This window comes from Pantoea sp. AN62, assembly GCF_050432985.1.
In the GTDB taxonomy this organism is placed as follows: Bacteria; Pseudomonadota; Gammaproteobacteria; order Enterobacterales; family Enterobacteriaceae; genus Pantoea; species Pantoea brenneri.
Genome location: NZ_JBNPYB010000003.1, coordinates 135,024 through 152,474 on the forward strand (window position 1 = coordinate 135,024; position 17,451 = coordinate 152,474).

Sequence of the window (17,451 nt, forward strand, 5' to 3'; positions counted from 1 at the left end):
TTTCGTGATGGCTCTCTCAGTTCAGAGATTCAGCACCGCTGCGACGCTTGCGCAGCCGGGCACAGAGAGTAGATTAATGCATAACTTCACAAATAATCGTGAATATGAAAAGTACATCACAAGTCGCTATCTGAAGGATTGATCCCCATGTCCGAACTGAAATTCGCCACCCGTCTTAACTCCTTCGCCTCGGGCGCTCATCTCTACTGGCCCGATTTACCGGGCAAGCCGTCGGTGCTGCAGATGATTGCCCGTGCGGGTAAGGTGAAGGGCTTAACCCATCTCGATCTCAATTACCCACAGCACCTCACCAGTGACATCCCGACGCTGCGTCAGGCGATTGCCGACGCCGGTCTGGCCGTTAACGGCATGCAGATGCGCTGGGATGCGCCGCAGTTCAAAATCGGCGCCTTTACCCATCCGGATGCGAAGATACGCCGTGAAGCGATTGAGCTGACCAAGCGCGGCATTGATACCGGGCGGGAATTTGGCTCACGGCTGATGACGCTGTGGATGGGGCAGGATGGTTTCGATTACTGCTTCCAGGCGGATTACAAGAAGATCTGGGAAGACGCGGTCAGCGCGGTACGTGAAGTGGCGGAATATGCGCCGGACGTTGACGTCAGCATTGAATACAAACCCAACGAGCCTCGGGCGTACAGCATTTTCCCTAACGCCACCACCTGCCTGCTGGCGGTGGAAGAGGCGGGCTGCCCGAACCTTGGCATTACGCTCGATTTCGCCCACGTGCTGTTTGCCAATGAGATCCCGGCTTACGCTGCGGCAATGGTGGCACGCCGTTCCCGCCTGCTGGGGCTCGACCTGAACGACGGCTGGGGCAAACGCGATGACGGACTGATGGTGGGTTCGGTCAATCCACGCGCCACGCTGGAATTTCTCTGGCAGATGCAGCGTGACGGATACAGCGGAGCCTACTACTTCGATACCTTCCCGGATGCCAGCGGCCTTGACCCGATTCGTGAAGCGGAAAGCAATATCGCCACCGTCACCCGCTTACTGAGATTGTGTCAGCAGCTGGATGATAACGCGGCATTACAGGCGGCAATCGATCGCCAGGATGCAGTCGCGTCACAGCAGATCGTCAATGACATCATGCTGGCGCGCTAACGGCTTCAGCGCCGATAAAACAAAAAACCTCTACCCAACACCCGAGAAGAAAAGGCCATTGTATGAAGAAACTCCTGCTCGCCGTCATCGCTTCCTCACTGCTGTGCAGCACCGTCTATGCGGCGGAACTGGCTCCGCTGCAGTCCGACACTGAACCGGATCGCACTGACTGGACCCAGCTCGATACCAAATATGGCGCTCTGCCCAAAGCGGACAAATCGCTGAAAATTGGTGGGGTATCGAAAACCCTGACCAATGAATACTGGCGCTCGCTCGGCCAGGGTTATCAGAACGTGGCGAAAAAATATGGCTTCACCGTTGCCTATCAGGCGGCAGCCAATGAAGACGATCAGCTCGGCCAGCTGTCGATCGCCGAGACCCTGATCTCGCAGGGTTTTAACGGCCTGCTGGTCTCGCCGCAGACCGACATCAACCTCGAACCGGCACTGGAGACCGCCAACAGCAAACATATCCCGGTGGTTAACGTTAACGATGCGGTGATGCCCAATGCGCAGTATTACGTGGGTAACGTGCAGAAAGACAACGGCGTGCGGGTAGCCAAATGGTTTATTGAGCATCATCCGCAGGGCGGCAAAGTGGCGGTGATTGAAGGGCAGCCGGGCGTCTACGCCGCCGGACAGCGTACCCGTGGTTTCAAAGAGACGTTGCAGGCCAACGGCAAATTCACCCTTGCCGCCAGCGTACCGGCCAACTGGAGTCGCGAGCAGGCGTTTAACGCCGCCTCGACCATTCTGCAACAGCACCCGGATCTGATCGGGTTCTACGCCAACAACGACACCATGGCGCTTGGCGTGGTGGAAGCGGTACGGGCGCAGAACAAAGCGGCGCAGGTAGCGATTTTTGGTACCGACGGTATCTCTGACGCCTACGCCTCGATCAAGCGCGGCGAACTGACCGGCACGGTGGACAGTTTCCCGGTGCTGACCGGCGAAGTGGCGATGGATGTGATGATTCGCCTGATCAACGGCCAGAAACTTTCACGGGTGATTTCAACTCCGCAGGCGCTGATCACTAAAGAGAACGTCGAGGCCTTTTCGACCAAAGACAACACCCGGTTACGTCAGCTGCTGACTCAGCAGTAAGCCAGGCGGAGCGCCCATGGAACAGAATCGTTTAATGATGCGTGGCATCAGTAAAACCTACGGCAACGCCGCCGCACTGCAGAACGTTGATTTTTCAGTGCGGCCCGGCGAAGTGCATGCCCTGATTGGTGAGAACGGGGCCGGCAAATCAACGCTGCTCAACATTCTCTCCGGCGTGCGGGCGGCGGACAGTGGCGAAATCAGCGTCAACGGGCAGGCGGTGCAGATGAAGAATCCGCTCAGCGCCCGCCACGCCGGTATCGCGATGATTCATCAGGAGCTGCAGCACGTTCCGGAACTTTCGGTGGCGCAGAATATGTTTCTCGGTCGTCCGCTGACCCGAGCCGGCGGCTGCTGGGTGGATAAAAGCGCCCAGCTGGCACGAGCGACGCTGATCCTGAAAACGCTGGACCCGAGCATCGATCCCAGCACGCCGATTAAGAATCTCAAGGTGTCGCAGCAGCAGATCGTTGAAATTGCCCGCGCGCTGCTCGATGACGCCAAAATCATCGCCATGGATGAGCCGACCTCCAGCCTGACGCCGACCGAGTTTGACCGGCTGGCCGAGCTGATTGCCGACCTCAAGTCGACCGGCGTCTCCCTGATCTACGTGTCACACAAGATGAATGAGATTTTCCGGGTCTGCGATCGGGCCACCATCATGCGTGATGGCAGGCAGGTTGGGGTGGTCAATATCTGTGATGAGGATGAAGAGAGCATCGTTGCCAAAATGGTCGGGCGTAAGATCGACAAGCTCGATCACCAGGCGTTCGTCAGCGACCGCGAAGTGCTGCGGGTGGAGAACCTCGGACGCGGCAATCAGGTAGTGGCGGCGAACTTCAGCGTGCGGGCCGGTGAAGTACTGGGCATTGCCGGGCTGGTCGGCGCTGGCCGTACTGAGCTGCTGAAGCTGATTGCCGGCATCGACAAACGCACCAGCGGTACGGTGAGCGTGAACGGCAATCCGGTAAAGAACCATAACGTGCGTGCCGCCATCAAAGCCGGCATCGGTCTGGTGCCGGAAGACCGCAAAAAAGAGGGCATCATTAAAGAGCGGGCGGTGAAGATGAATATGGCGCTGCCCTCGATGCACCATTTCACCGTCGGCGGCTTGCTCAGCCAGGCGCGGCTGAACCGCAAAGCGCAGACGGTGATGGGCGATCTGAAACTGCGACCGCTGGATATCGGGAAAAGCATCGGCACGCTGAGCGGCGGTAATCAGCAAAAAGTGATTATTGGTCGCTGGGTGGCGGCGGATGCCAGCGTGTTTTTATTTGATGAACCGACCCGCGGTATTGATATCGGTGCCAAGTCCGAAATTTACCATTTAATTGAAAAACTGGCTCAGGCGGGCAAAGCCATTGTGGTGGTCTCGTCTGAAATGACCGAAATCATGCGGATCGCCGACCGGGTGCTGGTGATGCGTGAAGGGCGGATTACCCAGCAATTAACCGGCAGCGCGATCACCGAAGAGAATATTGCCCGCTTTGCCATTAAACAGATTTAACCGACTGCCTGACCTCTTATCGGACCCTATTGAAGGTTATAACTATGATGACTCAGACGACTCCCCAGGCGGGTGTGCGCATGCCCGCACTGCTGAAATTTAATCTGCGTGACGCCGGTACCTTAATTGGATTATTAATTATCGTGGTGACATTTTCCTTTCTGTCGCCGGTATTTTTTACCCTGCCTAACCTGCTGAATATTTTGCAGCAGTCCTCGATTAACGCCTTAATCGCGCTGGGGATGACGCTGGTGATTATCTCCGGCGGTATCGACCTCTCGGTCGGTCCGACCGCGGCGCTGTCGGCGGTGCTGGGCGCGACCCTGATGGTGGCGGGTGTGCCGGTGCCGCTGGCGATCCTCGCTACGCTGGGCGTCGGGGCGCTGTGTGGCCTGTTCAGCGGCACGCTGATTGCCTATGCCGGTCTGCAACCCTTTATCGTCACGCTTGGCGGACTGTCGCTGTTCCGGGCCATCGCGCTGATTTACACCGGCGGCAATCCGATCTTCGGGATTCCACTGTCGTTTCGCAGCGTGGTTAACAGCACCCTGTTCGGGGTTCCGATGCCGATTGTGGTGGTGGCGGTGATTGCGCTGCTGCTGTGGACGGTGATGAACAAAACTCCGCTGGGCGAATACATTCTGGCCATCGGTGGCAACGAAGAGGCGGCGCGGGTCGCCGGGGTGCCGGTGAAGCGCACCAAAGTCACGGTCTATATCTTCTCTGGTCTGCTGGCCTCACTGGCGTCGCTGATCCTGATTGGCCGACTGGGCGCGGCGGAGCCCACCATCGGTAACCTGTGGGAGCTGGATGCTATCGCGGCGGCGGCGATTGGCGGTGCCTCGCTAATGGGCGGTAAAGGCAGCGTGTTTGGTACCCTGATTGGCGTGATTATCCTCGGCGTGTTACGTAATGGCTTGACCTTACTGAACATTCAGGCCTTTTATCAATTGCTCGCTACCGGCCTTATTATTATCATAGCGATGTTGATTGACCGGGCGACCCGAGGCAAGTAATGAAGCAAGATCCGCGAGCCATTGGTGCTCAGATTCGTATGCGTTTGCCCCAGCTGACGCCGCTAGAACGCCGTGTTGCTGAAGCGATTATCGCCAGAACTGATATTACCGAGCAGTCGTCATTAAAAGAGATTGCCGGTGAGAATAATGTCTCTGAGGCGATGATCGTTAAGATCACTAAAAAGCTTAACTTCACCGGCTTCCGGCATTTCAGAAGCAGCCTGATTTATTACAATCAGTCTGAGGTGGCGGGACTGCATGCGGAAATTGAGCCGGATGACTCGTCGGAACAATTGCTGGCAAAAGTATTCAGAACCTCTATTCAGGCAATCGAAGAAACGCTGTCGATTCTGGATGTCTCTGAATTTAATCGCGCGGCAGACATTATCTTTAAAGCGCGTCATATCGATCTGTATGCGGTGGGAGGATCGGCGGCGGTTGCGCGCGATCTCTCACACAAGATGCTGAAGATAGGCATTAAGTCGACCGCCTATGATGACGCCCACATTATGCTGATGTCCGCCGCGGTGTTATCTGATGACGATGTGGTTATCGCCATCAGTCATTCGGGTGCCACGCGTGCCGTGAACGATCCGGTGAAACTGGCGGGACGGAATGGCGCGAAGGTGATCGCCATTACCAATTATGCCGAATCACCGATTGCCCGCAGCGCGCACGTGGTCCTCAATTCAACGTCTCAGGGATCGCATCTGTTAGGTGAAAACGCCGCGTCACGCATCGCCCAGCTGAATATTCTGGATGCGCTGTTTGTCGCTATCGCGAAAAAAGATTTAAAGCGGGCGGAGAAAAACCTGATGAAAACCCAGCATGCGGTTCAGGATCTGCGGGAATTCTAGCTATGAGCAAAATTGCAGTCACCGGCAGTCTTCATTACGACATTATGCTGGACGCGCCACATCGTCCGGAGAAAGGCGAAACGGTGATGGGCAGCGCCTGTCACTATAAGTTTGGCGGCAAGGGCGGGAATCAGGCGGTAGCGGCAGCCCGCGCTGGCGCAGCGGTGCGCTTTGCCGGAGCGGTAGGCAGCGATCCGCAGGGCCGCTTTCTGCTTGAGCAGCTGCTTCAGGCGGGCGTGGATTGCGCCGCGGTTACCACCCTCGATCATCTGCCGTCGGGCATGAGCGTGGCGATTACCGATGCCGAAGGTGACTATGGCGCGGTGGTGGTCTCTAACGCCAATCAGCACATTGCGCTGTCGGCGTTTGACCAGCCGGACTTCTGGCAGGATGTGACGATGCTGGTGCTGCAAAATGAAGTGCCGGAATCGGTCAATCTGCGGGCGGCGCAGGCGGCCCGATCGCGTGGCATTGCGGTGTGCGTCAATGCTGCGCCGGCCAGAACGCTGTCGGCGGAGTTTGAACGCTGTATCGATCTGCTGGTGGTGAATGCGATTGAAGCGCGCGATATGTGTCAGATCGGCGTGCAGGATCTGGCTTCGGCGCGGGCCGCAGCCGAGGCGCTGGGCAGACGTTTTGCGCGGGTGGTGGTCACCGCTGGTGAACATGGCGTGGCGTATAGCGAGGCGGGCCACAGCGCGAGTCTGGCGGCGCAGAAAGTGACGCTGGTCAGCACGCATGGCGCGGGCGATTGCTTTGTCGGGGTGTTGTGTCAGCGCTTAAGCGACGGGGCAACGCTGTCGGCGGCGGTTCATGAGGCGAACCAGGCGGCGGCAGAGCACGTTTCGCGACTGCCGCACTGATTAGCCAGCGTGCAACGTCAGTGACGCTGCACGCTTTACCTTACGACGCGACTTTTACCACCGTTTTACCGAAGTTTTTGCCGTTCAGCATATCGATAAACGCCTGTGGCGCCTTCTCCAGTCCCTCAATCAGATGCTCGCGATAGTGGATTTTTTTGCTTTCCACCAGCGGACGCATCGCCTCAAGGAATTCCGGATAACGATCGCCGTAATCCTGGAAGATGATAAAGCCCTGCATGCGGATCCGGCGTTTAAGAATGCCCGCCATGATCAGCGAAGTGCGGTCCGGGCCGGGCGGCAGCTCACGCTGGCTGTAGGCAGAGACCAGACCACAGACCGGCACGCGCGCCGCCGTATTCAGCAGCGGGAACACCGCATCGAACACTTTGCCACCCACGTTCTCAAAGTAGATATCAATGCCGTCCGGACAGGCATTTTTCAGCTGCTGTTCAAAATCGGCGCTGTGGTGATCGAGACAGGCGTCAAAGCCCAGCGTTTCCACGGCGTAACGGCACTTCTCTTCGCCACCGGCAACCCCAACTACCCGGCAGCCTTGCTGTTTGCCTAACTGGCCAACCGTCGCCCCGACCGGTCCGGTCGCCGCTGCTACGACCAGGGTTTCACCGGCTTTTGGCTGACCGATATCCATCAGGCCCATGTAGGCGGTGAAGCCTGGCATCCCGAGAATGCCTAGCGCCCATGACGGGTGCGGCAGATCGTTGCCCAGCTTCGCAATCTCTTTGCCATCCGAGACCGCATATTCCTGCCAGCCGCTTTGTGCCAGCACCCAGTCACCGGTCTGGAAATCACTGTTTTTTGATTCGGCAACCTGACAAACGGTCCCGCCAACCATCGGCTGATCCAGCTCGGCCGGCGCGGCGTAGGATTTACCGTCATCCATGCGGCCCCGCATGTAAGGGTCGAGCGACAGGTAAACGGTGCGCAGCAGCACTTCACCGTCTTTCAGCTGCGGGATTGGCTGCGCCACATAGCGGAAATTCTCTTTGGTCGGCTCGCCGTGGGGGCGAGAAGCCAGTAACCAGGCGTGATTCTGATTCGCGTGTTCAGTCATGCTGTCATCCTTTTATGGCTGGGCAATGCGCGTTGCATTGCCGGGTGAACGTCGACCAAGTGTAGATGACATCTGACGGGCTGCGTTTAGCGCTGTGGGCGGTAAGGGCGCTGGCTTCGGCAGCAGAATGCCCGCTGATGCTTGCCCGGCGCGGCGCGAACGGCGGCGGACCGATTGCATTAGCGACGGCAAAATGGTGTGATGAATCATCGTGACAGAGACAGCCGCTGGCAAAAAAGGGACGGCAGAATGGCGCTACATTCCTCAGCGTGGTTCAGTTTTAACGGCATTGAATGCTCGCAGGTCAGCGCCCGCGACGCGGTTTTTCCACGTCACCTGCATGATGAGTATGTGATCAGCGCCAACCTGACCGGCGTTGAGCAGATCTGGCTGGCAGGCAAAACCGCCGAGGTCAAGGCCGGGCAGGTCACCGTATACAATCCGGCCACGCTGCAGGCCTCGCGCTTTGATCGCCACGGAGTGAGCTTCATCAGTGTGCATCTGCCACAGTCGCTGCTTCAGAGCCTTGCCCGCGCGCACAACCTCAACAGTCACCAGCTGGCTCCGGCGTTACGTGAAGGGGTGCTGGATGAACCGCGTCTGTTTAACGCCTTATGTGCCTTCACCGGGGCGAGCCGGGAAGATGACCTGGCGGATCAGCAACAGCGGCTGTTGTCGCTGTGTGGTGAACTGCTGCAACCCGAACAGCCCGCTGATCCGGCGGAGCATCGGCTGGTGGCCGCGGTCAAAGCGCAACTGAATGCGGCGCTTGATAGCAAACCTTCGCTCGACCATCTGGCCCGCCAGGCGGGTGTGAGCAAGTATCACCTGGTACGCTGCTTTAGCCGCCATACCGGTCTGCCGCCGTTGCAATATCATATGCAGCTACGTCTGCACCGGGCCCGTCAGCTGCTGCGTAACCGGGTCCATCCGCTGGAGGCGGCGCTGGCGCTGGGCTTTTACGATCAGAGCCATTTCATCAATGCCTTCCGGAAAGTGATGGGCGTGACGCCGCACGACTACGCCCGGCACACCGCTTACGGCAGCATAAATTCCCGATAGCCAGAGACGATCACGTAGACAGCGAAATAGCTGAAGATGATGGCCGAGGCGATGGCGCAATATTTCAGTAAGCGCTGACCCAGTGCCCGGCCGCCCAGATGCCCGACCAGGCACAACGCGCAGGTCCAGAGTACGCCAGCGATGAAGAAGCCGCCGAGAAAAGCGGATGAGGTGGCCGCGCTCTGCTGACCGATGCGGGAAATCAGCGCACCGCCAACGGTGGCGAACCACAGAATTGCACTCGGCGAGGAGAGCGCCAGCAGCACGCCACGGGAAAATTCACGCTTCAGCGGACGCGGCGGCGCGGCCGTCTCCAGACCGACTGGCGCTGCGGGACGTGCGGCGGCAATCGCCATTTTGACCGCGAACCACAGCAGCATAGCGCTGCCGCCAATCCACAACACCCAGCGTACCGCACTGAACTGCAACAGCACCGCCATGCCGGAGAGCGCCAGCAGCGCATACACCAGATCGCCGACGCAGGTCCCGATGCCCAGCCAGAAACCCTGGAAATAGCCGCGCTGCATCGCCAGGGTAATCATCGCGATGTTCGCGATACCGATATCGAGGCACAGCGACAGGCTCAGCAGAAAGCCATTAGAAAACGGCATCATGCGGCACCGCCCGGCAGGGTGAATAGGGTGAGGAGTAAGGCTGGCATCAGGCTTCCTGTTAGCAGTAAAAAGGAAACCCGATTTCATCACCGGCGGGCGAGAGGCATATTGGAAAAAATTGCGGAAAAAATGGCGGATTCACTCCGGCCGGGCCAGCCACGCTGCGCGCGACAGCGCATAAAGCTGGCTCGGTGCAGCATTGGCGACGTCCTGAATCTCACTGACATAGCGCAGTCCGGCTTTCTCCAGCACCTTAATCGACGCCTGATGGTGTTTTCTGACCCGCGCTTCAATGGTACTTAACGCCAGCGCCGTAAAGCCATAACCGACGGTGAAGCAGGCGAATTCCGTGGCGTATCCCTGGCCCCAGGCGGCGGTTTCAAAGCGGTATCCGAGATTATTCATCCGCCGTTCATCCTGCAGGTGCACGCTCAGGCCGCCAAAACCAATCGGCTTATCGGGATGTGCCTGACGGGCAATCGCCCAGCGGCCGAAGCCGTCATCCTGCCAGCCCTGTAGCCATGCCTGTAGTACGTCATGGGCCTGCTGGCGATCGCGCAACGGACCGGCCGGATTAAAGGTGTTGGTGGCCGGATCGCCATAGATTCGCCACAGGTCGGCTTCATCTTCTGGCCGGACCGGCCGTAGCAGTAAACGTTCAGTGTGCAGCATGTTATCAGCCTCGGCGGGATGCGGTTGCGCACCCGGCGTAACGGGGAGATCAGGATGCTGTGATAAATAACAGTAAACCCGAAGGAGAGAAAGCGATGAATATTCAACAACTGCGTATCGCACGGCCGGTGGCCGATCTGAACCGAAGCAGCAGGATGTATTGTCACGGCCTGGCGCTCAGCCCGATTGGCGCGTTTGAACAGCATCAGGGATTCAGCGGCGTGATGCTGGGTCGGGTCGATTTAAACTGGCATCTGGAATTTACCCGCTGTGATGCGCATCCGCTGACGCCGCAGGTTTCCGACGACGACCTGCTGGTGCTCTATATTCCGGCCCGAGAACAGTGGCTGACCCACTGTCAGCGGATGGATCAGGCAGGATTCCAGCGGCGGCCGGCCTTTAATCCGTACTGGGATCGGCAGGGAGTAACCTTCCTGGATGCCGATGGCTATCGGGTGGTGTTGCAGCACGCCGCCTGGCAACCCTGACTACTCTGGCTGGCGCGTCTCGTGCAGGTGCCGCCACAGCAGCCGCTCACCCTGGAGCGTAAACAGCACGCTGGACCAGCGGACAATGGGCGTCTGGCCCGGCTGGTGGTGATGCTCACGGTATAACACCACCGCGCCCTGCGGCCATTCCGCCAGTAAGGTCAGCCGATCGAGCGTAATCTGCAGGCCTGGCCGGGCGCCGCGCTGGCTGCTGAACATCGCGCTCAGCGCGGCGTAATCAATGGCGGTGCCGCCGAGGGTAATCATAGAGAATTCAGCATCAAAACGGCTCAGCAGTGCGTCGCCGCTGCCTTCACTCAGCCAGGCTTCAATCGCCTGATGCGCGTCGATGACTTCACGAAAATAACGGTTCATACAGACTCCTTGTGGGGGGATAAACGCCGGACGATGGCACGGTTATCAAGGCCAAAGCTGGCCAGTATTGGCAACAGGCTGATCAGCGCGGCGCTGTAAAAGGTCAGCTGGTAGGCCAGAGATAACGCCAGATGGGCGGAGAGCAAATCAAGCAACAGGCTCAGCAGCGCCACGCCAAAGCAAAAGCTCAGCTGGCGGTTAACCGTCCACAGGGCGCTGGCGTGCGGCAGCGCGTCGTCGTCGGTCTCAAGAAATGCGCTGCTCTGAGCGGTGCTGCTGCACAGGCTGCCGCCAGCCCCCATCAGGGCAAAGGCCAGCATCAGTCCGGGCAGCGGAACCGGGGCGGTGACCTGCGCCAGTACGCCTATTCCCAGCGCCTGAAGCAGACAGCCGGTGACGATCAGCGGGCGCGGGCCGATGTGATTGAATCGTTTACCGGTCAGCACGATCGCCAGTCCCGACGCCAGTGACCACGGTAGCATCAGCATGCCGCACGCCACCGGCGTCAACCCGAGCTGCGCCTGCAGATAGAACATGGCGATCAGGCTGATACCGATAAACATGCCCGGAACGCACTGATAGACCGTCATGGCGAAACGCATCAGCTGACCGGGATGCATCGGCAGCAGCGGATGGGCATGGCGACGGCTACTTCGGATAAACAGGGCAGCCAGCAGCCCGCCGGTCAGCAGCAGCGCCACTGCCTGCGGCCGTCGGGCCGGCTCGCTGATCCAGGTTAATCCCAGTAACAGTGCGGCCAGCGCGCCACAGCCGCTGAGCAGGCCAGTCACATGCAGCGGCGGCCGGATGGCGGGCAGTGGCTCGCGTTTGATCCAGCAGGCGGCCAGTAACAGCGTCAGCAGTGAGACGGGCAGGCTGACCATGAAGATGCCGCGCCAGCTAAGCGTTGTCACCAGCAGGCCGCCCAGCGAGGGTGATAACGCCGGCGCTAACAGGCCGACCAGCATCACCGCCGCTGACAGTCTGGCGCGTTGCTGTGGCGGATAGAGACGCCAGGTCAGCGCCTGGCCGACCGGGATAATCAGGCCGCCGCCGATGCCCTGAACGACCCGCCAGCCGATCAATGCCGCCAGGCTGGGTGCCAGTCCTGCGCCAGCGGTTGCTACGCTGAACAACAGTAAGGAGATCAGAAATACCCGTCGCGCGCCGATACGCTGGCTTAACCAGGCGCTAACAGGGATGACTAAGGTCAGGCCAAGAATATAGCCGTTGCTCACCCAGGCCAGCTCTGCCACCGAGGCATGCAGGCTGTGACCGATAGTCGGATAGGCGACGCTGCCGATAAACAGGGTGATCAGGTCGATAAAAAAGCCGAGCAGGAATACCGTGGCGACTTTACTGCGATAGGTCATAAGTGGGCTCTCCGGAACGATGAGCACACTTTAGGCGCGGCAGAATGTCAGATAAACCCCGGATTCAGCGATATACTGTCAACGCTTTTTTGACAATAAGGATGATGCCGATGCTCAATCTACAGCGGGTGGCGATGTTTGTGGCGGTGGTGGAGAGCGGCAGTTTTACCGCCGCCGCGGCCTCGCTTGGCCAGACTAAAGCGGCAGTAAGTTTCAGCCTGCGGCAGCTTGAAGCAGAACTGGGCGTGAGCCTGCTGCTGCGTACCACCCGGCGGCTGGCGCTGACCGCGGCAGGCGACACCTTTTACCGGCGCAGCGTAACGCTGTTGCAGGATGCGCAGGGAATGCTTGACGACGTGCAGCGCGATCACCGTGGATTAACCGGCGAGCTGCATATCACCAGTACGCCGGAATATGGGGTGCAGATGATTATTCCGGCGCTCACTGCCTTTCAGCGGCGACATCCCGATTTGCGTATCCGGCACGTCGCTTCGACCGCGACCGACGATCTGATTTCCGGCCGTTTTGATGTGGCTATCCGGTTGGGCCGGTTAGCGGATTCCACTCATCGGGCGGCGCTGCTGGATCGATTTGCGATACTGCCGGTGGCCTCACCTGAATGGCTGAACCACCATCCGGTTGACTCGCTGAGCGCGCTGGCGCAGGCCGACTGGATTGTGCATAACCGGCTTACCGACCCGCTGCGCTGGCAGCTTAGCGGTCCGGACGGTCAGCGGGTACCGTTTGAGATAACCCGGCCGGTCAGGTTTTCAGCGGACAGCGCGGCGGCACTGATGGCATTTGCGCTGCAGGGTAATGGGGTCGCGCTGCTGCCGGCGTGGCTGGTGAGTGAGGCGATTGAACGCGGCAGTCTGTGTCATCTGCTGCCGGATTACGCTTTTCCGATGCAGGGCATTTATGCCGTCTATCCGGATACCCGACACGTTGCGGAAAAGGTGCGCGGCTTTATCGACTTTTTACGTCAGCGGATCGCCTTAAGCGCTGGACAGGGCAGCTAAACGGGTAAAGTCTGTTAGCTGCTCACTCATCTCACATCACCCAGCCCGGAGAGAACCATGAATCTGCTCTGCCTTCATACTGCGGCCAGTAATATCGCCATTTTTGACGACGCTGCCGCCTCGCTGTCTACCACTACACCGCCGCTTAACCACCTGGTGATGCCCGACTGGCTGGCAGAGGCGGAGCGCAGTGGCGGCATGACGGCGGAATTACGCGCCCGGATCGCCCGGCTGATTGATGCCTTGCTGCCGCAGATGGATGCGATTGTGATTACCTGCTCAACCCTGGCACCGGTCGCCGATGATTTTGTCGCGGCCGGTCAGCATGGCTGGGTGCTGCGTAGCGATAAAATGCTGGCCGAAGCGCTGCAGCGTCATCAGGGACCCTCGGTTGCGCTTTGTGCTGCGGAATCGACGCTGGAAGCGACCCGATCATTGTTTTGCCGGGCAGGGAGCGAGGTTGAGGTCCGGCTGGTGGAGGGCGCCTGGGCAGCCTTTAAAGCCGGTGATAGTGCGGGTTATTTTGCCCTGATTGCAGAAGCGGCGCAGCAGGCTTATCAGCAGGGCGCAGGTCAGGTGGCACTGGCGCAAAGCTCGATGACACCAGTGGCGCAGCAGTTTGCTGTCAGCCAGCGGCCGCTGACCGCGCCGCATCTGGCTTTACAGGCCTGTTACGCTCTCAGATAAGGGTGACGCCGTGGGCGGTCAGTGCCTGACGCAGCGGCTCGCCCGGCGGCGTATCGATCACCAGCGTACTGGCCAGCGAGAGATCGCCAATCGCAAAGGCTGAAGCGGAATTGAGTTTCTCGGCTGAGGCCATAACCACGGTTTCCGCCGCCCGACCGGCCAGCGCGCGTTTTACCGTAGCCTCTTCAAAATTACCGGTGGTAAAGCCTGCGGCCGGATGCACACCGGTAACCCCCATGAAAAACAGATCGGCATTGATGCGGTTGATCGATTCCAGCATCGCCGCGCCGACCGCCACTACTGAGTGTTTATAAAGCTGGCCGCCAATCAGGATCACCTCGACGCGCGGATGCTCGGCCAGCGCCAGCGCCACGCTCGGACTGTGAGTTACTGCGGTAAAATCCAGCGTCGCGGGCAACAGTCGCACCAGTTCAGCGCTGGTGGTCCCGCCATCGATCAGAACGATCTGTCCGGGCTGAATCAGCGCAACGGCTTTCTGCGCAATCGCCCGTTTTGAGTCGGTTTGCACGTTTTTGCGTGTTTCAAATCCCGCCAGCGCAGCGGAAACCGGCAGGGCACCGCCATGGACCCGCTGCAACAGTCCTTCGGCCGCCATTTCACGCAAATCCCGTCGTACAGAGTCCTCTGAGACACCAAATCGCTGGCTCAGGTCGCGCGACTGCACCTGCTTTTCGCTGGCGAGCAGGGCGAGGATCGCCTGTTTACGTTGTCCTGATAACATCAGTTTTTCTGCCTGTTTTTTCTTGATATTGCACGATTGTGCATGATAGCGTGACCGCTGTCCACTCATTGAGGAGATCACTATGCAGCAGAACCGTGACCGTGTGCGCATCATCAGCGAGCAGTTGCTGTCGGATAACTGGTACACCCTGAAGAAATACACCTTTTCGCTGTTACGGCGTGATGGGCAATGGCAGGAGCAGAGCCGGGAAGTCTATGACCGCGGCAACGGTGCGGTGGTCCTGCTGTATAACCGTGACAAAAAAAGCGTGGTGCTGACGCGCCAGTTCCGTTTTCCAATCTACCTTAACGGGCACGACGGCTTCCTGATTGAAGCGGCGGCGGGACTACTGGATAACGCCTCGCCGGAGACGCGCATCGTCGCCGAAGCCGAAGAGGAGACCGGTTTTCGCGTCACGCGGGTCGAGAAGGTGTTTGAAGCCTTTATGAGTCCCGGATCGGTTACCGAAAAGCTCTACTTCTTTATCGCTGAATATGCCGATCAGCAGCGCAACGGTGAGGGCGGCGGTATCGCTGAGGAGGGGGAAGATATCGAGGTACTGGAGATGGATTTTGACCAGGCGCTGCAGGCGATTACGGACGGTAACATCATGGATGCGAAAACCATCATGCTGCTGCAACATCTGCGGCTGAAGGGCATTCTTTAGCAATCTGGCTGGCAGGCCGCCTCACGACGGCCTGCCAGTGTGCTTATTCGTCGCGGGTCAGGATGCCTTTGACGTCGTGCGGTTCTGATCGCAGATACTGCGGCGGAACCCGGACTTTACCGTCCAGCGCGGCCGCTGCGTGCCACGGCCAGCGCGGATCGTAGAGAATACCGCGTGCCAGTGCCACCAGATCGGCTTCACCCTGCTGCAACAGATCTTCTGCCTGCTGTGGCTCGGTGATCAGACCAACCGCAATCACCGGAATGGATACCTGCTCACGAATATCGCGGGCAAACGGTACCTGGTAATTCGGGCCGACGCTGATTTTTTGCTTGTCAGACAAACCACCGCTGGAGACGTGAATATAGGCACAGTTGCGCGCTTCCAGCTCGCGGGAGAAGGCGATCGACTGATTCACTTCCCAGCCACCCTCAACCCAATCCGTTGCCGAAATGCGCACGCCAACCGGTACTGACGCTGGCACCGCATCACGCACCGCCTGGAACACCTCCAGCGGGAAGCGCATCCGGTTTTCCAGCGAGCCACCGTACTCATCGCTGCGCTGGTTCGACAGCGGCGAGAGGAACTGGTGCAGCAGATAGCCGTGTGCGGCGTGCACCTCAATCAGCTCAATGCCAAGCTTTACTGCCCGGCGGGCGCTGTCGACAAACGCCTGTTTTACCCGCGCCAGCGCGTCGGCGTCCATCGCCAGCGGTTTGGCTTCATCTTCGCTGTAGCTCAGTGCCGAAGGTGCCACGGTTTGCCAGCCCTTTGCTGCATCAGGCGCAATCTGTTTGCCGCCTTCCCACGGCACTGCGCATGACGCTTTGCGTCCGGCGTGTCCCAGCTGAATGCCAATCGGAATCGACGAGTAGCGACGGACATCCTCCAGCACTGACTTCAGTGCTGCTTCATTGTCATCATTCCACAGCCCTAAATCACCGGGAGAGATACGGCCGATATCTTCGACGGCGGTGGCTTCAATAATCAGCAAACCGGCGCCGGAAAAAGCCAGCTGGCCAAGGTGGATTCGGTGCCAGGCGGAGGCATTGCCGGCTTCGGCTGAATACTGGCACATCGGCGCAATCACAATGCGGTTTTCCAGCGCAAGTTCGCCCAGTGAGACAGGTGAAAAAAGTTGGCTCATGTTATCTCCATGGTTTTATGACTAACGTGACAGGGAATAACTATAGCGGGGGATTAGGCGGATTGGGGGCAGCGCAACGTGACATTTTATGACAGCGGGCAGGGTTGCTGCGGATTGCCGCCGCGCTTAAGGGGCTTGCCAGGGAGTCAGACGCTGAGTGTATCTATCCGGTGTGGCGATGATTTTCCGCACCGGTTATCCGCAAAGAGAACGGCCTGACTGCACCGTTCTTGCTGATCCGTCGCGGGATGAAAGTCAGACCTGCGCCATGCCGCCATCAACAAACAGTTCGGTGCCGTTGATAAAGCTGGCTGCATCCGAGGCGAGAAACGCCACCGTTTTGGCAACCTCTTCGGGTTTGCCCAGCCGACCGAGCGGGATCTGAGCCGCCAGCGCATCAAACAGTCCCTGTTGCTGATCTTCACTCACCAACCCGCCAAGGCCAGGCGTGCGGACCGGGCCGGGGCTGACGACGTTGACGCGAATGCCACGCTCTTTCAGATCCAGTGCCCACGAACGGGCGAAGTTACGCACGGCGGCTTTGCTGGCGCTGTAAACGCTAAAGGCCGCGGTGCCCTGAATCGAGGTGGTGGAGCCGGTCAGAATAATAGATGCGCCATCGACCAGCAGTGGCAACGCTTTCTGCACGGTAAACAGCACGCCACGCACGTTGGTGCTGAAGATGCGATCGACATGCTCTTCGGTGATTGCCCCCAATGGCATCATGTCACCGCCGCCGGCGTTGGCGAACAGAATATCAAGCCGTCCAGCCTGACTGGCGATGCGGGCGTAAACCGTATCAAGGTCATGCAATTGCGAAGCATCGGCGCGGATGCCGGTGGCGGCGCTGCCGATTTCCGCGACGGCGGCATCCAGTTCAGCCTGGCGTCGGCCGGTGATAAAGACCTGCGCGCCCTGTGATGCCAGTTCGATAGCCGTCGCCAGACCAATTCCGCTGGTGCCGCCGGTGATCAGTGCAATCTTTCCTGCCAGTGATGGGTTCATCTGTTGCTCTCCGGATAAGGTAGGTTATAAAGCCGATGTGTCCCGGGCCGTTAC

The 17,451-nt window shown here is 59.1% G+C and carries 19 protein-coding genes; 11 read left to right on the forward strand and 8 right to left on the reverse strand.

Features of this window, described 5'->3' with window-relative positions; all coding sequences use genetic code 11:
• Positions 1-147: 147 nt before the first annotated feature.
• The 6 genes from FHW04_RS05060 to FHW04_RS05085 all read left to right on the forward strand — a co-directional run bounded on the left by FHW04_RS05060 (position 148) and on the right by FHW04_RS05085 (position 6,474).
• Positions 148-1,128, forward strand: a complete 981-nt coding sequence (locus FHW04_RS05060) for a TIM barrel protein (protein WP_046288320.1) — start codon at positions 148-150, stop codon at positions 1,126-1,128.
• Between the two features lie 62 nt (positions 1,129-1,190).
• Complete coding sequence (locus FHW04_RS05065; protein ID WP_069728299.1) at positions 1,191-2,231, forward strand: sugar ABC transporter substrate-binding protein; 1,041 nt, start codon at positions 1,191-1,193, stop codon at positions 2,229-2,231.
• Between the two features lie 16 nt (positions 2,232-2,247).
• Entirely contained in the window at positions 2,248-3,738 is a 1,491-nt protein-coding gene (locus tag FHW04_RS05070) for a sugar ABC transporter ATP-binding protein (protein WP_031377398.1), read from the forward strand.
• Positions 3,739-3,782: 44 nt separating this feature from the next.
• On the forward strand, positions 3,783-4,754 hold the full coding sequence (locus tag FHW04_RS05075) for an ABC transporter permease (protein ID WP_046288319.1): 972 nt from the start codon (positions 3,783-3,785) through the stop codon (positions 4,752-4,754).
• Positions 4,754-5,611 (forward strand): MurR/RpiR family transcriptional regulator, encoded by an 858-nt coding sequence (locus tag FHW04_RS05080; RefSeq protein ID WP_031376910.1) that lies wholly within the window; start codon positions 4,754-4,756, stop codon positions 5,609-5,611. The genes FHW04_RS05075 and FHW04_RS05080 overlap by 1 nt, the downstream gene beginning before the upstream one ends.
• A gap of 2 nt (positions 5,612-5,613) precedes the next feature.
• Positions 5,614-6,474: a PfkB family carbohydrate kinase gene (locus FHW04_RS05085; RefSeq protein WP_069728301.1), complete on the forward strand. Its 861-nt coding sequence runs from the start codon at positions 5,614-5,616 to the stop codon at positions 6,472-6,474.
• A gap of 40 nt (positions 6,475-6,514) precedes the next feature.
• Here FHW04_RS05085 and FHW04_RS05090 read toward each other — a convergent pair whose 3' ends face one another.
• The gene (locus FHW04_RS05090) at positions 6,515-7,546 is read right to left on the reverse strand and encodes an NADP-dependent oxidoreductase (RefSeq protein ID WP_089561552.1); all 1,032 of its coding nucleotides are present in this window, start codon (positions 7,544-7,546) and stop codon (positions 6,515-6,517) included.
• Positions 7,547-7,795: 249 nt separating this feature from the next.
• Here FHW04_RS05090 and FHW04_RS05095 point away from each other — a divergent pair, with 249 nt between their 5' ends.
• Positions 7,796-8,608: an AraC family transcriptional regulator gene (locus FHW04_RS05095; RefSeq protein WP_094106449.1), complete on the forward strand. Its 813-nt coding sequence runs from the start codon at positions 7,796-7,798 to the stop codon at positions 8,606-8,608.
• Here FHW04_RS05095 and FHW04_RS05100 read toward each other — a convergent pair.
• Together FHW04_RS05100 and FHW04_RS05105 are read right to left on the reverse strand one after the other, a co-directional pair.
• Positions 8,584-9,222, reverse strand: coding sequence for a LysE family translocator (locus FHW04_RS05100; RefSeq protein ID WP_031376907.1), 639 nt, complete (start codon positions 9,220-9,222; stop codon positions 8,584-8,586). The two genes, FHW04_RS05095 and FHW04_RS05100, sit on opposite strands and share 25 nt — an antisense overlap.
• Positions 9,223-9,360: 138 nt before the next feature.
• Positions 9,361-9,894 carry a GNAT family N-acetyltransferase gene (locus FHW04_RS05105; protein WP_089561553.1) on the reverse strand — a complete coding sequence of 178 codons (534 nt, stop codon included), beginning with the start codon at positions 9,892-9,894 and terminating at the stop codon, positions 9,361-9,363.
• A 95-nt stretch (positions 9,895-9,989) separates the two neighbouring features.
• Between FHW04_RS05105 and FHW04_RS05110 the strand changes: the two genes are divergently transcribed.
• Positions 9,990-10,382: a prolyl endopeptidase gene (locus tag FHW04_RS05110; RefSeq protein WP_069728305.1), complete on the forward strand. Its 393-nt coding sequence runs from the start codon at positions 9,990-9,992 to the stop codon at positions 10,380-10,382.
• Here the strand turns inward: FHW04_RS05110 and FHW04_RS05115 are convergent, their stop codons facing one another.
• Complete coding sequence (locus FHW04_RS05115) at positions 10,383-10,757, reverse strand: DUF4440 domain-containing protein (protein ID WP_031376904.1); 375 nt, start codon at positions 10,755-10,757, stop codon at positions 10,383-10,385.
• Entirely contained in the window at positions 10,754-12,130 is a 1,377-nt protein-coding gene (locus FHW04_RS05120; protein WP_069728306.1) for an MFS transporter, read from the reverse strand. The genes FHW04_RS05115 and FHW04_RS05120 overlap by 4 nt, the downstream gene beginning before the upstream one ends.
• A 110-nt stretch (positions 12,131-12,240) precedes the next feature.
• Here FHW04_RS05120 and FHW04_RS05125 point away from each other — a divergent pair, with 110 nt between their 5' ends.
• Together FHW04_RS05125 and FHW04_RS05130 are read left to right on the forward strand one after the other, a co-directional pair.
• Positions 12,241-13,149 (forward strand): LysR family transcriptional regulator, encoded by a 909-nt coding sequence (locus FHW04_RS05125; RefSeq protein ID WP_031376902.1) that lies wholly within the window; start codon positions 12,241-12,243, stop codon positions 13,147-13,149.
• Positions 13,150-13,206: 57 nt separating this feature from the next.
• Positions 13,207-13,836: a glutamate racemase gene (locus FHW04_RS05130; RefSeq protein ID WP_371316225.1), complete on the forward strand. Its 630-nt coding sequence runs from the start codon at positions 13,207-13,209 to the stop codon at positions 13,834-13,836.
• Here the strand turns inward: FHW04_RS05130 and FHW04_RS05135 are convergent.
• Positions 13,829-14,578, reverse strand: a complete 750-nt coding sequence (locus FHW04_RS05135) for a DeoR/GlpR family DNA-binding transcription regulator (RefSeq protein ID WP_089561589.1) — start codon at positions 14,576-14,578, stop codon at positions 13,829-13,831. The genes FHW04_RS05130 and FHW04_RS05135 overlap by 8 nt on opposite strands.
• Positions 14,579-14,660: 82 nt before the next feature.
• Between FHW04_RS05135 and FHW04_RS05140 the strand changes: the two genes are divergently transcribed.
• On the forward strand, positions 14,661-15,245 hold the full coding sequence (locus tag FHW04_RS05140; protein WP_089561554.1) for an NUDIX domain-containing protein: 585 nt from the start codon (positions 14,661-14,663) through the stop codon (positions 15,243-15,245).
• A 43-nt stretch (positions 15,246-15,288) separates the two neighbouring features.
• Here FHW04_RS05140 and FHW04_RS05145 read toward each other — a convergent pair whose 3' ends face one another.
• Together FHW04_RS05145 and FHW04_RS05150 are read right to left on the reverse strand one after the other, a co-directional pair.
• Positions 15,289-16,392 carry an NADH:flavin oxidoreductase/NADH oxidase gene (locus FHW04_RS05145; protein ID WP_089561555.1) on the reverse strand — a complete coding sequence of 368 codons (1,104 nt, stop codon included), beginning with the start codon at positions 16,390-16,392 and terminating at the stop codon, positions 15,289-15,291.
• A 255-nt stretch (positions 16,393-16,647) separates the two neighbouring features.
• Positions 16,648-17,397 carry a glucose 1-dehydrogenase gene (locus tag FHW04_RS05150; RefSeq protein WP_089561556.1) on the reverse strand — a complete coding sequence of 250 codons (750 nt, stop codon included), beginning with the start codon at positions 17,395-17,397 and terminating at the stop codon, positions 16,648-16,650.
• Positions 17,398-17,451 lie beyond the last annotated feature (54 nt).

Excerpts from the sequence above, each read along its gene's own strand:
- FHW04_RS05060 (WP_046288320.1), top strand. The coding sequence starts at position 148 with ATGTCCGAACTGAAATTCGCCACCCGTCTTAACTCCTTCGCCTCGGGC.
- FHW04_RS05065 (WP_069728299.1), top strand. The coding sequence starts at position 1,191 with ATGAAGAAACTCCTGCTCGCCGTCATCGCTTCCTCACTGCTGTGCAGC.
- FHW04_RS05070 (WP_031377398.1), top strand. The coding sequence starts at position 2,248 with ATGGAACAGAATCGTTTAATGATGCGTGGCATCAGTAAAACCTACGGC.
- FHW04_RS05075 (WP_046288319.1), top strand. The coding sequence starts at position 3,783 with ATGATGACTCAGACGACTCCCCAGGCGGGTGTGCGCATGCCCGCACTG.
- FHW04_RS05080 (WP_031376910.1), top strand. The coding sequence starts at position 4,754 with ATGAAGCAAGATCCGCGAGCCATTGGTGCTCAGATTCGTATGCGTTTG.
- FHW04_RS05085 (WP_069728301.1), top strand. The coding sequence starts at position 5,614 with ATGAGCAAAATTGCAGTCACCGGCAGTCTTCATTACGACATTATGCTG.
- FHW04_RS05090 (WP_089561552.1), bottom strand. The coding sequence starts at position 7,546 with ATGACTGAACACGCGAATCAGAATCACGCCTGGTTACTGGCTTCTCGC.
- FHW04_RS05095 (WP_094106449.1), top strand. The coding sequence starts at position 7,796 with ATGGCGCTACATTCCTCAGCGTGGTTCAGTTTTAACGGCATTGAATGC.
- FHW04_RS05100 (WP_031376907.1), bottom strand. The coding sequence starts at position 9,222 with ATGATGCCGTTTTCTAATGGCTTTCTGCTGAGCCTGTCGCTGTGCCTC.
- FHW04_RS05105 (WP_089561553.1), bottom strand. The coding sequence starts at position 9,894 with ATGCTGCACACTGAACGTTTACTGCTACGGCCGGTCCGGCCAGAAGAT.
- FHW04_RS05110 (WP_069728305.1), top strand. The coding sequence starts at position 9,990 with ATGAATATTCAACAACTGCGTATCGCACGGCCGGTGGCCGATCTGAAC.
- FHW04_RS05115 (WP_031376904.1), bottom strand. The coding sequence starts at position 10,757 with ATGAACCGTTATTTTCGTGAAGTCATCGACGCGCATCAGGCGATTGAA.
- FHW04_RS05120 (WP_069728306.1), bottom strand. The coding sequence starts at position 12,130 with ATGACCTATCGCAGTAAAGTCGCCACGGTATTCCTGCTCGGCTTTTTT.
- FHW04_RS05125 (WP_031376902.1), top strand. The coding sequence starts at position 12,241 with ATGCTCAATCTACAGCGGGTGGCGATGTTTGTGGCGGTGGTGGAGAGC.
- FHW04_RS05130 (WP_371316225.1), top strand. The coding sequence starts at position 13,207 with ATGAATCTGCTCTGCCTTCATACTGCGGCCAGTAATATCGCCATTTTT.
- FHW04_RS05135 (WP_089561589.1), bottom strand. The coding sequence starts at position 14,578 with ATGTTATCAGGACAACGTAAACAGGCGATCCTCGCCCTGCTCGCCAGC.
- FHW04_RS05140 (WP_089561554.1), top strand. The coding sequence starts at position 14,661 with ATGCAGCAGAACCGTGACCGTGTGCGCATCATCAGCGAGCAGTTGCTG.
- FHW04_RS05145 (WP_089561555.1), bottom strand. The coding sequence starts at position 16,392 with ATGAGCCAACTTTTTTCACCTGTCTCACTGGGCGAACTTGCGCTGGAA.
- FHW04_RS05150 (WP_089561556.1), bottom strand. The coding sequence starts at position 17,397 with ATGAACCCATCACTGGCAGGAAAGATTGCACTGATCACCGGCGGCACC.